The organism is Colwellia meonggei (genome assembly GCF_057537295.1).
On sequence record NZ_BAAJLZ010000001.1, the window covers coordinates 1,242,981 to 1,256,416 of the forward strand.

Here is a 13,436-nt window from a genome sequence, read left to right on the forward strand (position 1 = left end):
GTGAAAATATTTTCAGCATTATATGAATGGACACTTAAATGGGCAGAGCATAAATTTGCCCCTAGAATTTTAGCAATATTAACTTTTGCAGAATCAGTTTTTTTCCCAATACCACCGGATGTATTACTTGCGCCTATGGTATTAGCACAACGTGAGCGAGCATGGCGTTTAGCTGCGCTAACCACAGCAGCATCAGTTATTGGGGGAGTTGTTGGTTATGGTTTAGGTTACTTAATGTTTGAACCTTGGATACAACCATTAATAACAGAGTTTGGCTATCAAGCTCGCTTTGATAAAGCGATGTCTTGGTTTAGCGAGTGGGGTGTATGGGTAGTATTTTTAGCGGGCTTTTCTCCGATCCCTTATAAACTATTTACAGTCAGTGCCGGTTTTCTACAAATGGCTTTTTTACCATTTTTAATAGCATCAGCAGTTGGTCGAGGAATGCGATTTTTCTTAGTTGCTGGTGTTATTCGTTGGGGCGGAGCGCCAATGGAACAAAAAATTAGACAATGGGTTGACGTATTGGGTTGGTTGCTTGTAGGCGCAATTATTATTGCGTATATAGCAACTCGATAAAGGATCTTTACGTAACTATGGCTAAAAGGATGAAGTTCGAGTTATTGCAAGTGAACAGTTTGTTATTAGTAGTCGTATTGCTACTACTGAATGGTTGTTCTAGCCGCAGTAAACCAGCGCCAGTTGTTGATGTTCAAGGTTCACTACCTTTAAGCCAACGCATAAAGAATAGCGTTACTGGAAGTGAATATATAGTCAAAAAAGGTGAAACTTTATATTCAATTGCCTGGCGTGCAGATGTCGATGTTCGCACTTTAGCAAGTATAAATAATATAAAAGCACCTTATAATATTTTTCCAAATCAAAAATTATTTTTAGTCAAAAATTCCAGCAACGCAAGTAAAAATAAAGCTAAGAGTAAAAGCTTTAACTCATCAAAACAAAAAGTTATAAAAAAACCTATTGCGCAGAAGAAAAAGCAGGAGTATGGTGGAAATGTAACTGAGCAAAAAACAAGCAAAAAGTCTCAGCAACCAAAAGCTGCATTTTCGCAGAAAATTAGAAAATGGCAGTGGCCTGCGAAAGGAAAAGTTATTCAGAAATTTTCCACCGCAAAACAAGGGAATAAAGGAATCGACATTGCGGGGCGACGCGGTGATTCGGTGAAAGCAACTGCAGACGGCAAGGTGGTTTATGCCGGTGATGCGTTACAAGGATACGGCCAGTTAGTCATAGTTAAACATAATGATGATTATCTTAGTGCTTATGCCCATAACGATCGCATTCTAGTTAAAGAGCAGCAAGTTGTGAAAGCCGGTCAAGTGATTGCCAAAATGGGTGATACAGACGCTGAAAGAGTCATGCTTCATTTTGAAGTTCGCTTTCGCGGTAAATCAGTTAATCCTATGAAGTATTTGCCGAAATAATAATAAAAATTTATCAGAAATAGATTGGAGCCAACGTGAATATTTAGTCAGTAAATTTAGCTATAGCTAATAGTGGGAGATATAACATGGGCATAAAAAAACAAATAGAATGTTCTGATGTTGCAGAAAAGGAAAAGCCAGAAAATAGTAAGGCTACAATGCCTGAAGAAGCGCCTTCCAATTTAGACGCAACGCAAATATATTTAAGTGAAATCGGTTTTTCTCCGTTATTAACTGCTGAAGAAGAAGTTTACTACTCGCGCCTTTCCCTTAAAGGCGATGAACCATCCCGCAAACGTATGATTGAAAGCAACCTGCGTTTGGTCGTTAAAATTGCTCGTCGTTATAATAATCGCGGACTTCCACTATTAGATCTTATTGAAGAAGGAAACTTAGGCTTAATTAGAGCTGTTGAAAAGTTTGATCCTGAACGTGGTTTTAGATTCTCAACCTACGCAACATGGTGGATTCGTCAAACCATTGAACGCGCTATTATGAATCAGACGCGTACTATTCGTTTACCTATTCATGTGGTTAAAGAGCTTAATATATATTTACGTACAGCACGTGAATTAGTCCAAAAACTTGATCATGAGCCAACCGCTGAAGATATTGCCACTGAGCTAGACGTACCTGTTGAAGGTGTTAGTAAAATGCTACGCCTGAATGAGCGTATAGCCTCTGTCGACTCGCCATTTGGTGGCGAAGGTGAGAAAGTTCTATTAGATGTTATTCCTGATGAAAAGTCGGGTGGGCCAGAAACAAAGCTACAAACCAATGATATTAAACATAGTATTGTCGACTGGTTAGGTGAGCTTAACTCTAAACAACGTGAAGTTTTAGCAAGACGTTTTGGTTTGCTTGGCTATGAAGCGGCAACATTAGAAGATGTAGGTGTTGAAATTGGCTTGACACGTGAACGTGTTCGCCAAATTCAAGTGGAAGCGTTAAAACGCTTACGTGATATTTTAAGCCAACAGGACTTATCTATCGAGGCGTTATTCCAAGCGCAATAGAGAGTTTTAATAGACAACGGCTACTAATAAAAAACCAGCAATTGCTGGTTTTTTTGTTTTATTTAGTTATGTAATGAGTCAATAAGTTGAACTGCACAATAGACACTTAAACTAATTCTTTAAGCTTATACAATAAGTCTAATGCCATTTTAGGACTTAAATCATTCACATCTGTTGCACTTAAAGTATCAACAATTGGGTGACTGGTGTCCATCAATGATAATTGCTCAAACGCTTGTGGTTCATTATTCATTATTGAGGGAGCTTGCATATTTTCAAGTTCAGATAGTCTTTGTTTTGCTCGTTGAATAACAGGCTTAGGTACACCAGCAAGTTGAGCAACCTGTAAGCCAAAACTTTTACTCGCTGCACCTTCTTGTACCGCATGCATAAAGACAATACTATCTCCATGTTCAACGGCATCTAAATGCACATTGGCAAGGCTATCAATTTGCTCAGCTAGTAAGGTTAATTCAAAATAATGGCTTGCAAACAAAGTAAATGCTTGTGTTTTTAGTGCCAGCATTTCGGCACACGCCCATGCAAGCGAAAGACCATCATAGGTGCTGGTTCCTCTACCTATCTCATCTAAAAGCACTAAACTTTTATTTGTGGCATTATGTAAAATGTTGGCGGTTTCTGTCATTTCAACCATAAAGGTTGAACGTCCACTGGCTAAATCGTCTGAAGCACCAATACGGGTGAATATTCTATCGACCATGCCAATATTAGCTGCTCCAGCAGGTACATAACAACCAATATGAGCAAGCAATACAATAAGTGCAGTCTGTCTCATATAAGTTGATTTACCACCCATGTTTGGGCCAGTAATTATGAGCATTTTACGGCTATCGGTTAGTACTACTGGATTGGCGATAAATGGCTCTGTAGTCATTTGCTCGACAACCGCATGACGACCAGCTTCAATGTTAATGCCACTCTCTTCTTGTAATACTGGTTTGACGTAATTTAATGTTTCTGCACGCTCGGCAAAAGTATTCAATACATCAATTTCAGATAATGATTGTGCTAAAAATTGTAAGCTTTCTAATTCAGGTAAAATTTTATCAAACAATTCCTCATACAAACGTTTTTCAAGTGCAAGAAATTTACTCTGTGCTGATAATACTTTTTCTTCATGTTGTTTTAATTCATTCGTAATAAAGCGCTCATTGTTTTTAAGTGTTTGTCGACGTATGTAATCGTCAGGCACCTCATTAGCAGCACTGCGACTAATTTCAATGTAAAAGCCATGCACTTTGTTGTAACCAACTTTTAATGTTTGAATACCTGTACGGGCTTTTTCTCGCTCTTCAAGTTGTGCTAAAAATTCAGTTGCACCATCACTTAAGTCGCGTAGCACGTCTAATTCTTGATTATATCCGGGCGCAATAACACCACCATCACGAATCAATACAGGTGGGTTTTCAACAATGGCACTTGATAATAAGTTTTGAATACTAGGCAAAGGCTGGCATTGAGAGCTTAATGCTGACAAATGTGTTTGCTGACATGTTTGTAATATGTTTTGTAATTCAGGTAATAGAATTAAAGCATTACGTAAGCGAGCAAAATCTCGTGGTCGGGCAGAGCGCAGAGCAATTCGCGCGACAATACGTTCTATATCGCCAAATTGCTTTAGATTACTATGCAATTCAAAACTCAAATCTTGCTGTAATAACTCTTCAATTGCATTTTGTCGGTTATTTAACGTGTTGAGATCTCGTAATGGAAAATGCAACCAACGTTTTAATAGTCGCGAACCCATCGGCGTGGCAGCTTTATCTAGAATGGCAGCTAAGGTATTTTCAAAGCCACCTTGAAGATTTTGAGTTAATTCTAAGTTGCGCCTCGTTGCAGCATCAAGAATAACAGCACTTGATGCATTCTCTGCAATAATCGAGCGAATATGGGGTAATGCCGTACGTTGGCTATCTTTCACATATTGAAATAAACAACCTGCAGCAGAAATGCCCAATGGTTTATTGTCGACACCAAAACCTGAAAGTGATTTAGTACCAAACTGCTTATTAAGTAAGGTTTTACTCGTTTCTAGGTCGAATTCCCAGTCAGGACGTCTGCGTAAACCTTTACGGCCTGTAATAATATTATTGGCTGATAATGATTCAGGATATAATAACTCTGCTGGCGATAATCGCTGTAGTTCAGCTAATACTTGTTCTTCGGTGCTTGGCTCAATCAACACAAAGCGACCACTAGTCATATCTAAGTATGCTAAGCCAAAGCCTTGTTGTGTTTGATGAACGGCAACAATTAAATTGTCTTGGCGATCGGTAAGTAACGCTTCATCACTAACCGTACCAGGTGTCACTACGCGAACAACTTTACGTTCAACGGGCCCTTTACTGGTGGCAGGGTCGCCAACCTGTTCACAAATTGCAACAGATTCACCAAGTTGCACTAACTTTGCTAGATACCCTTCTACAGCATGATATGGAACACCCGCCATTGGTATAGCATTACCACCTGTTTTTCCGCGAGCAGTTAATGAAATATCTAAAAGATCAGATGCTTTTTTGGCATCATCAAAAAATAATTCATAAAAATCACCCATACGGTAAAAAATCAATATATTAGGAAATTCTGCTTTGATGGTGAGGTATTGACGCATCATTGGTGTATGCGCAGAAAGATCTGGTGTTATTGTTGTCATTGAAATGTGCTAACTCGTAAATTCATCAATGTATTGAGTGAAGAGATTATGCCATAAGGCAAGCATTTAGATCTTATTATTTTAATAAAATTTAGCCTGCACTTAGCAAAATGAAACACCTGTATAAGCACTGTTAATTGTAATAGTAACTTTTTTATAAAAAAATATAAAAAGTTACTATTGTTTGAAAACTCTTTATTTTTCAATTGTTAAAAAGTCTCCTTTGTTTTTATTTTAGATGGTAAAAAAATAATTTGATAAAAAACTTGATACTGTACGACTATACAGTATACTTTGCGTCATCGAAACGAATTAACCACCTAAATCATTGTGGAGCACAAAATGAACGATAACAAAGAAAAAGCATTATCCGCTGCCTTAAGTCAAATTGAACGTCAATTTGGTAAAGGTTCAATCATGAAGTTAGGTGATAACCGCAGCATGGATGTTGAAACTATTTCAACAGGATCGCTAGGTTTAGATATTGCATTGGGTGCTGGTGGTTTACCTTTAGGTCGTGTAGTTGAAATTTACGGTCCTGAATCAAGTGGTAAAACAACACTAACGCTTGAAGTTATTGCTGAAGCACAACGTAACGGTAAAGTTTGTGCATTCGTTGATGCTGAACACGCACTTGATCCTATTTATGCAGAGAAACTAGGTGTAAACATTAATGACTTACTCGTTTCACAACCAGATACGGGTGAGCAAGCGCTTGAGATTTGTGACATGTTAACGCGCTCAGGTGCTATTGACGTTATTGTTGTTGACTCGGTTGCGGCATTAACACCAAAAGCTGAAATTGAAGGTGATATGGGTGACTCTCATATGGGCTTACAAGCACGTATGCTTTCACAAGCTATGCGTAAGCTAACCGGTAACCTAAAACAATCAAATACTATGATGATTTTCATCAACCAAATTCGTATGAAAATAGGTGTTATGTTTGGTAACCCAGAAACCACTACAGGTGGTAATGCTTTAAAATTCTACGCTTCTGTTCGTTTAGATATTCGTCGTATTGGTGCAGTTAAAAACGGTGATGAAATTGTTGGTAATGAAACTCGCGTTAAAGTCGTTAAAAACAAAATTGCTCCTCCATTTAAACAAGTTGAGTTCCAAATTTTATACGGTGAAGGTATTAACAACTTAGGTGAATTAATCGACTTAGGTGTTAAAAACGAAATGGTTGAAAAGGCTGGTGCTTGGTATAGCTATAAAGGCGATAAGATTGGCCAAGGTAAAGCAAATGCCGCTAAGTTTTTAAAAGAAAACCCTGAAATAGCACAAGAAATTGATACCCGCTTACGTGAAGTGTTTTTATCAAAAAATAAACCTGCTGAAGCAATTGAAGAACCAGCTAAATAGTTTTAACTTGCTTTTGAGATAATGAAAAGTCACTGAAAAGTGGCTTTTTTGCTTTATGATTTCATAAATTACATAAGCTAAAGTATCGATTACAGAATTTATTGCGCTGTGAAATAGTTTTGAACTTGTTATGATGATTCAACGGTCTATATTGTTGAATGTTAAAAAAGAGAGTAATTATTTGTTAAAAAATCATGGCCATTTTGCACTTTTAGAGCATTACTTGAATCAAAGTGATGCGTTTGAATGGGTGTTAGCAACTATTGTTAATAAGGAAGGCTCTAGTTACCGTTCTCCCGGTGCAGTCATGCTGGTGAACAGTTTAGGGCAATCTTATGGCTTGGTTAGTGGTGGCTGTTTAGAAGCAAATATTGTTTTACATGCGAAGAAAGTACTCGATAGTAAACAAGCGCAGTATGTCGAATATGATATGCGTGAAGAAGATGGTTATGCTGCTGAGCTTGGTGTTGGATGCAAAGGTAAAATAGGGGTTCTTTTGCAGTATTTGACATTGCAACATAGAGAGCTTTTTACTCAGTTATTTCAACGTATGAAAAGTGGTGTTGCTAGTTATATGCAACAAGCATTTATAGCATCAGATGAGAAGCAAGAACAACTCAATCATATTGCGTTACTTGATAGTAAAGGTCAGTGGCTAATGAGCACAGCTCAAGAGGCAGTTGAACTTGAGATTGAATCCCTATCACGAACAATAACGTTAAATCATTCTCATAGAAATATTACTGTTGAACAAACTGAATGTTCACTGACAAAAATATCGGCACCATTCAACTTATGGGTCTTTGGTGGAGGCTCTGATGCTGTGCCTATGGTTTCTATGGCGGCTAAATTAGGTTGGCGACTTACCGTTGTTGATCATCGTTCAAGTTATGCTAGGAATAATGTCTTCAAAGATGCTGATAATATTTTCAGAATTCGCCCGGAAGATCTATTCAACCCAGAGAATATAGAACTTTTAAAGCAATTCCATCAACTTGATGGAGCAGTTTTGATGACGCATAATTTAACGTTAGATGCTGCTTGGCTGAAATTATTACATCAAACGAATCAGGCAAAGTATATTGGTTTGCTGGGACCGCTTGAGCGAAGAAGTAATGTAGAAGAATTAAGCCTTATTGACGACAGAGCTTGGTTATCTAGAGTCGTTAATGGCCCTATAGGCTTTGATATCGGTGGTGACTTGCCCGAATCAATTGCTTTATCAATACTCGCACAATGTCACAGTGTTCTGCATAATCGCAGTGGTTTGGCACTATCCGGTAAGTTTATTAATAGTTAAGCCTTAGATTAAATTCCTTAAATTTAATATCAATGCTTAGTCCTTTAGTCTAGTTTATGATTTTCTTCGTTGACGTACTCTATAATATTGATACGTTATTGGGTTAAAGCTAACTTATGCCAAGTGTAAAGTTGGTTAAAATGAAAAGATCATTATTAGGTTAAAATAAAATGACATCAAATACTAAGATCATCATTGCAGATGACCATCCTCTTTTTAGGCAAGCATTGTCGTTGATGCTGAAATCTAGTTTCGTTTGCTCACATTTACTTGAAGCGGAAACCATTCCTGAGCTAGAGCAGAAGTTATCTGAAAGTGCTGATATCGACCTTATTTTACTTGATCTTGATATCCCTGGCGCACATGGTTTTAACACGTTGAGCAATATAAGGCGGCAATACCCCGATATTGGTGTTGTTGTTATTTCTGGTTTTGAAGAGCCTGAAACTATTAACAAAGCTATGAGTTTCGGTGCTGCTGGTTTTATTCCTAAATCAACGCCAGTACCGGCAATGATTAAAGCAATTAATGATGTTATTCAAGGTAAATTATGGACACCTGAAGGTGTTTATAGCTCTGAAGAAGAAATTGTGGAGCAGGAAGATAAGCTAGCGTCACTAACTCCACAGCAACATAAAATACTTTTTATGTTTGCTGATGGCTTGCTAAATAAGCAAATTGCTTATGAGCTTGGCTTATCTGAGTCAACAATTAAAAGCCATGCCAGCACTATCTTCTTAAAACTAGGCGTAAAAAGTCGTACGCAAGCGGTCATTTTTCTGAACGAGCGACAAATGGCCAATGCATCTTTTACTTCTTAATGAATGCTAAACGCTAGTGAAAATTGTCTGAAATATAATTTTGCTCAAGCTTTTTAGTTAATAGCGAGCTCATTAGTGCACGTAACGCCAATGGTTTAATTATTTTCCGTAAGTAACCTATATCAGCTTGTTGAGCGTGTTTTTGTATCAATTCATCTGTTGTCGCTGTGATCAAAATTGCCGGTAACGGAGAGTAACTTTTTTCGCGCAAGTAACGAATAAGCTCTATGCCATTGAAATCTTTTGTCGATTTTTGCTTAAGAGGCTGACTCATTAACTTAGAATTAATGTGTGAATCTGGTTTATTATTTACTATTACTTCTTCATCAGTTAATTGGTAATCAACTAATAAAATATCGATATCTTCTTCATGTTGCAGGTAAAGCTCAATAGCTTTTTCTGCACTTGTGGCGGTAAAAGTACGACACTTCCATGCTGAGAGTAAATCCTTCATTCCAGAGATAACCTCAACCTCATTATCAATACATAATACGCCAACTCCTTGTAAGGTTGAACTTGCACTGTTTTTACTCATTTGCCTTTGTTTCGGAGGGCTAACAACTGGCACCTCTACACTGAATAAACAGCCTTGTCCTGACTTGGATACTAAGCCAAGTTTATGCTGAAGAATATTAGCTAAGCTTTGTGCGATATTTAATCCTAACCCTAAGCCTTTAGGGCCAACAATTTTTGTTGATAATTGTGTGAATTGTTCGAATACCTGTTGCTGCATATCAACAGGAATACCAGGACCATTGTCTAAAACTTGAATACATAAATGTTGACCTTTACGTCGGCACCCCAGTAATACCTTGCCGTTATTGGCGTAGCGAAAGGCGTTACTGAGGAAGTTTTGTACAATTCGAGCCAGTAATGTTAAGTCGCTTTTAATAAACAACTTGCTCGACTGGCAGTGAAAATCAATCTTAAAATCGTTAGTGAGTGCGGAAAATTCGGTTTGTAACATAGTGAATAAGCGCTCTACTGAAATTACTGAAATATCAGGGCTTATATTACCGCTTTCAATACGTGCAATTTCATTTAAGTCGAGCAACAAGTTATTGGCAATATCTAAGGAATTGTCTATCTGTTTGATTTGCTCCTTTTCCTGCTCTGAAACTTTCGAGCTCAGTCTTATTGCAGATGAAAATAACCGAGCCGCAGATAAAGGCTGTAATAAGTCGTGACTACAGGCACGTAAGTATTGGCTTTTCTTTAGGTGTGCTTGCTCAGCTTTAAGTTGTGCATTAGCGAGGTTTTGGTTAGCTTTTTCTAATTCTAGATTGGCTAGTTCTAACTCTTTTGTACGTGCTAGCACACGGCTTTCTAAATCGGTATTTTCTTCTTTCAAATAATTTTCTGCACGCCGAAACTCCGTAATGTCTGAAAAAATCATCACAAACCCGCCACCAGGAATTGGGTTACCTTCAATAGAAATTATTTTGCCGTTGGATAAAGTTCGTTCAGATTTGTGCTTACTGCCAACCCTGATAAATTGTAATCGTTTGGCAACTTGCTCCTCAATATCGTGTACATAACGTTTTTGATGGCTGAGATTATAACGAATAAGCTGGCTAATTGGGCAGCCAATATAAATAAAATCATTTGGGTAATTAAAAATATCTAAATATTGTTTATTCCATGCCACTAAATTTAGGTTGCCATCGATAACAGAAATGCCTTCACTGGTATTTTCAATGGCACCTTGCAATACTGAGCGACTGAATTCTAATTGTTGAGTGGAGTTATCTTCAACAATTTTAGCTACTTGATCAAAAGCGATATCTCGTCCACCTAAGGCAAAGGAAATCACTAATTTAGCAGAAGCAGAACCCATAACACTCGCTAATGTATTTTCTGCATGAAGTAATAGAGCTTCGTTATACGACTTATGTTTTCTATTTTTGTTCTTCTGATTAAATTCATTGAAGCAATCTTTTGCTTTGTCTTGACCAATAAAGCGCGCAACTAAATATTCAAGTTCTCGAATATCAACTTTCGGTTGTTTAGGTAAGTGAGAAAGTTGTTTTTGGTCTTTTTTGTAGAAGAACTTACTTTGCATTTCTTCACGAATACCTTGTCGCGTTAGCAAAGATACTATAGTCATTACAATAATATTAATGAGTAACCCAAGCAAAGTGATGATGGTTGTTGCTGGCAAATTTGAGCTAGCTAATGGGTGCTGATAGAAACCAAGTTGAGGTAATAAATTAAATAATACCCAAATAGAAAAACCACTTGAAATACCCCAAAGTACCCCTTTTTGTGTCGCTCGTTGCCAGAAAAATGCCGCTAGTAGTGCAGGGCCAATTTGTGCTATAGCGCCAAATGCTACTTCACCTAAAGAAGCCAGTGTGTCGGGGGGAGATAGCAATAACATGCCATAGCTTAAGGTAATTACTGTAATAACGAGTGCTTTGCGAATACGCAAAAGTCTTGACTGAAAATGTAAAAAATCGTGTTGTTTGCGTGGAGATAACTTAAACATTAGTGGGAAAACAATTTCGTTACTGAGCATGGTACTCAAAGCAATAGTTGACACTATAACCATAGAGCTTGCGGCCGAAACTGCGCCGAGAAAGGCGAATAATGACAACCATACTTGACCGTTATAAGCAGGCAAAAATAATACATAAGCATCGGCTTCTAAAGATTGACCGTAATTTAAAGTGCCAGCAAGGCCTATGGGACCCGCAAAAAACGCGAATACTAGAATATAGAGGGGTAAAAGCCAGCGCGCAATATTACTGTTTTTTTGTTCTTTTATTTCAACAAACATCACTTGAAACTGTCGTGGTAAACAAAGAAATGCCGACATCACAATTATCAGTAAGCCGACCATGCCAATAAGGTTGTTGCTCTGAAATTGCTGGCTTAGTGAAACGTGATCTTGCGAGAGTTGCCAAATATCGATTGGCGAGTCATAAATGAAGAAAGAAACAAAAACACCGACCATTAAAAAGGCAATCAGTTTTACTACGGATTCAAAGGCAATCGCTATCATAACGCCAGGGTGACGCTCAGTAACATCGATAGTTCGAATGCCAAATATAATGGTAAAGCCAGCAAGAATAATACTAACAATAAGGCCTAGCTGCCAAATGGGGAAATCTTGGTTTTGTTGCAGTATTTTATATGAATATACAATGGCTTTAAGCTGTAATGCTATGTAAGGCAGAGTGCCAATTAAGGCAACTAAGGTAACAATGAGTGCTAAACTTTGCGATTTTCCAAAACGTGCTGAAAGCAAGTCGGCAATGGAGGTTATTTTTAATTGTAAACTGGTTTTAATAATACGTTGGATAAATGGCCAAGCAAAAACAAATAACAATATTGGTGCTAAATACACTGAAATGTAGGTAAAAGAACTATTCGCTGCTTGCGCGGAAGTACCCAAAAAACCCCACGAGGTACAATAAACTCCTAGTGACAGCGCATAAATTATCGCATGTTGTTTCTCAACGAGTTTGTGACGATATTTCCCACCTAAATATGCAATAAGGAATAACAAACTTATGTAGCCAATACTGACACTTACTAATAACCAATTCGAAAACATAGTGTCCTTTTGTTGATGCTTTAAACGGTAATTTTTCTCTATATTAGCGGTTGCTAATTTTCCTCACAAGCCATTGCACTTAAGTTAAGACTAAAGGACTAAGCGCATGGTGCTAAGTCTTATTGCCAATTGTCGATTTTTTCGACTTCCCTAGTATTAATCAAACAAAATACACAGGGGAAATAGCTAGATGTTTAATTCAAATTATAAAAAAGTACTTTTTGCATCTTCGTTAATGGCAGCGACAACTTCGGCGTTTGCAGGTTACGAAATCGACTTAACAGATAACGATAAATTAACCTTCGGTGGTTATATTAAAATTGATGCTCGCTACGTAGATGGCGATGTTGCTTATCGTGATTTTTGGATTGGCGATGGCGCTCCTCTGGCAGAAGATGCATCACAATTTAAAATATTTGCTAATGAAACCCGCTTTAATACCAAGTATGTACATGGTGACGTAATGGGCTTTATTGAGATGGATTTTTGGGGTGGTGGCGGTAACGAAATTGTTTCCAACTCAGCGCATCCTCGTATTCGACATGCCTTTGTTAAATATAAAGATCTAACGGTTGGGCAAACATGGTCAACTTTTATGAATACCAGTGCCATTCCTGAGTCTGCTGACTTTGCTGGTGCCACAACTGGCTTGGTATTTATTCGTCAAGGTCAAGTGCGTTACAACATGGGCAATTTCCAAGTTTCACTTGAAAACCCTGAAAGCTGGGGTGGTGATACCGCTAACGATAGTGTTCCTGATGTTGTCGCTCGCTATAACTTTAAAGGTGATTGGGGCAGTGTTTCAGTGTCTGGTTTAGCACGTCAATTAAATACTACATTAGGTAATAGCGAGTCGGCATTTGGCGCTTCAATAGCAGGCCGTATTAAAACCGGCGGTAAAAATGATATTCGCTTTCAAGTACATAAAGGTGAGCTTGGGCGCTACGTTGGTGTAGCTGCAGTGAAGGATCTTTATGGTGAAGAAGTGGAAGATCTAACCTCTGTACTTGTTGCTTATCGTCATTTTTGGAATGACACCCTTCGTTCAACTGTTTTGTACGGCAAGGTAGAAGGCGATGTATCCGATCGTGAACGTACGCAATGGGGCGTTAACTTGTTTCAAAACCTAACCAAAGAATTAGCCGTTGGTGTTGAAGTAGGTAATTTCTCAATCGATGAATTAGACAAAGACTCTAATTATGTACAAGCAACTTTGAGATACATGCTTTAAATCCTTGATAGTCATTATTGTT

The 13,436-nt window shown here is 37.9% G+C and carries 9 protein-coding genes; 7 read left to right on the plus strand and 2 right to left on the minus strand.

Annotation, left to right across the window (positions count from 1 at the left end):
• From AC27E9_RS05620 to rpoS, 3 genes are all read left to right on the plus strand, one after another.
• Window positions 1-579 (plus strand): YqaA family protein, encoded by a 579-nt coding sequence (locus AC27E9_RS05620; protein WP_487128056.1) that lies wholly within the window; start codon window positions 1-3, stop codon window positions 577-579.
• A gap of 17 nt (window positions 580-596) precedes the next feature.
• Entirely contained in the window at window positions 597-1,445 is an 849-nt protein-coding gene (locus tag AC27E9_RS05625; RefSeq protein ID WP_487128057.1) for a peptidoglycan DD-metalloendopeptidase family protein, read from the plus strand.
• Window positions 1,446-1,531: 86 nt separating this feature from the next.
• A complete protein-coding gene (rpoS, locus tag AC27E9_RS05630) occupies window positions 1,532-2,461 on the plus strand; it encodes an RNA polymerase sigma factor RpoS (RefSeq protein WP_487128059.1) in 930 nt (309 codons plus the stop codon).
• A 106-nt stretch (window positions 2,462-2,567) separates the two neighbouring features.
• On the opposite strand, the gene mutS is transcribed toward rpoS, so the two are convergent.
• Window positions 2,568-5,135, minus strand: coding sequence for a DNA mismatch repair protein MutS (gene mutS / locus AC27E9_RS05635; protein ID WP_487128060.1), 2,568 nt, complete (start codon window positions 5,133-5,135; stop codon window positions 2,568-2,570).
• Window positions 5,136-5,477: 342 nt separating this feature from the next.
• Here mutS and recA point away from each other — a divergent pair, with 342 nt between their 5' ends.
• The 3 genes from recA to AC27E9_RS05650 all read left to right on the plus strand — a co-directional run bounded on the left by recA (window position 5,478) and on the right by AC27E9_RS05650 (window position 8,624).
• On the plus strand, window positions 5,478-6,503 hold the full coding sequence (recA, locus tag AC27E9_RS05640; protein ID WP_487128062.1) for a recombinase RecA: 1,026 nt from the start codon (window positions 5,478-5,480) through the stop codon (window positions 6,501-6,503).
• Window positions 6,504-6,684: 181 nt separating this feature from the next.
• Window positions 6,685-7,803, plus strand: a complete 1,119-nt coding sequence (locus AC27E9_RS05645) for an XdhC family protein (protein WP_487128064.1) — start codon at window positions 6,685-6,687, stop codon at window positions 7,801-7,803.
• A 170-nt stretch (window positions 7,804-7,973) separates the two neighbouring features.
• A complete protein-coding gene (locus AC27E9_RS05650) occupies window positions 7,974-8,624 on the plus strand; it encodes a response regulator transcription factor (protein ID WP_487128066.1) in 651 nt (216 codons plus the stop codon).
• Between the two features lie 13 nt (window positions 8,625-8,637).
• On the opposite strand, the gene AC27E9_RS05655 is transcribed toward AC27E9_RS05650, so the two are convergent.
• Complete coding sequence (locus tag AC27E9_RS05655; RefSeq protein WP_487128068.1) at window positions 8,638-12,183, minus strand: hybrid sensor histidine kinase/response regulator; 3,546 nt, start codon at window positions 12,181-12,183, stop codon at window positions 8,638-8,640.
• A gap of 190 nt (window positions 12,184-12,373) precedes the next feature.
• Between AC27E9_RS05655 and AC27E9_RS05660 the strand changes: the two genes are divergently transcribed.
• Window positions 12,374-13,414 (plus strand): DcaP family trimeric outer membrane transporter, encoded by a 1,041-nt coding sequence (locus AC27E9_RS05660; RefSeq protein WP_487128070.1) that lies wholly within the window; start codon window positions 12,374-12,376, stop codon window positions 13,412-13,414.
• The last annotated feature ends 22 nt before the right edge of the window (window positions 13,415-13,436 follow it).

What these genes read in the sequence shown, in the direction of transcription:
- AC27E9_RS05625 (WP_487128057.1), top strand. Translation starts at nt 597, where the DNA reads ATGGCTAAAAGGATGAAGTTCGAGTTATTGCAAGTGAACAGTTTGTTA.
- rpoS (WP_487128059.1), top strand. Translation starts at nt 1,532, where the DNA reads ATGGGCATAAAAAAACAAATAGAATGTTCTGATGTTGCAGAAAAGGAA.
- mutS (WP_487128060.1), bottom strand. Translation starts at nt 5,135, where the DNA reads ATGACAACAATAACACCAGATCTTTCTGCGCATACACCAATGATGCGT.
- recA (WP_487128062.1), top strand. Translation starts at nt 5,478, where the DNA reads ATGAACGATAACAAAGAAAAAGCATTATCCGCTGCCTTAAGTCAAATT.
- AC27E9_RS05650 (WP_487128066.1), top strand. Translation starts at nt 7,974, where the DNA reads ATGACATCAAATACTAAGATCATCATTGCAGATGACCATCCTCTTTTT.
- AC27E9_RS05655 (WP_487128068.1), bottom strand. Translation starts at nt 12,183, where the DNA reads ATGTTTTCGAATTGGTTATTAGTAAGTGTCAGTATTGGCTACATAAGT.
- AC27E9_RS05660 (WP_487128070.1), top strand. Translation starts at nt 12,374, where the DNA reads ATGTTTAATTCAAATTATAAAAAAGTACTTTTTGCATCTTCGTTAATG.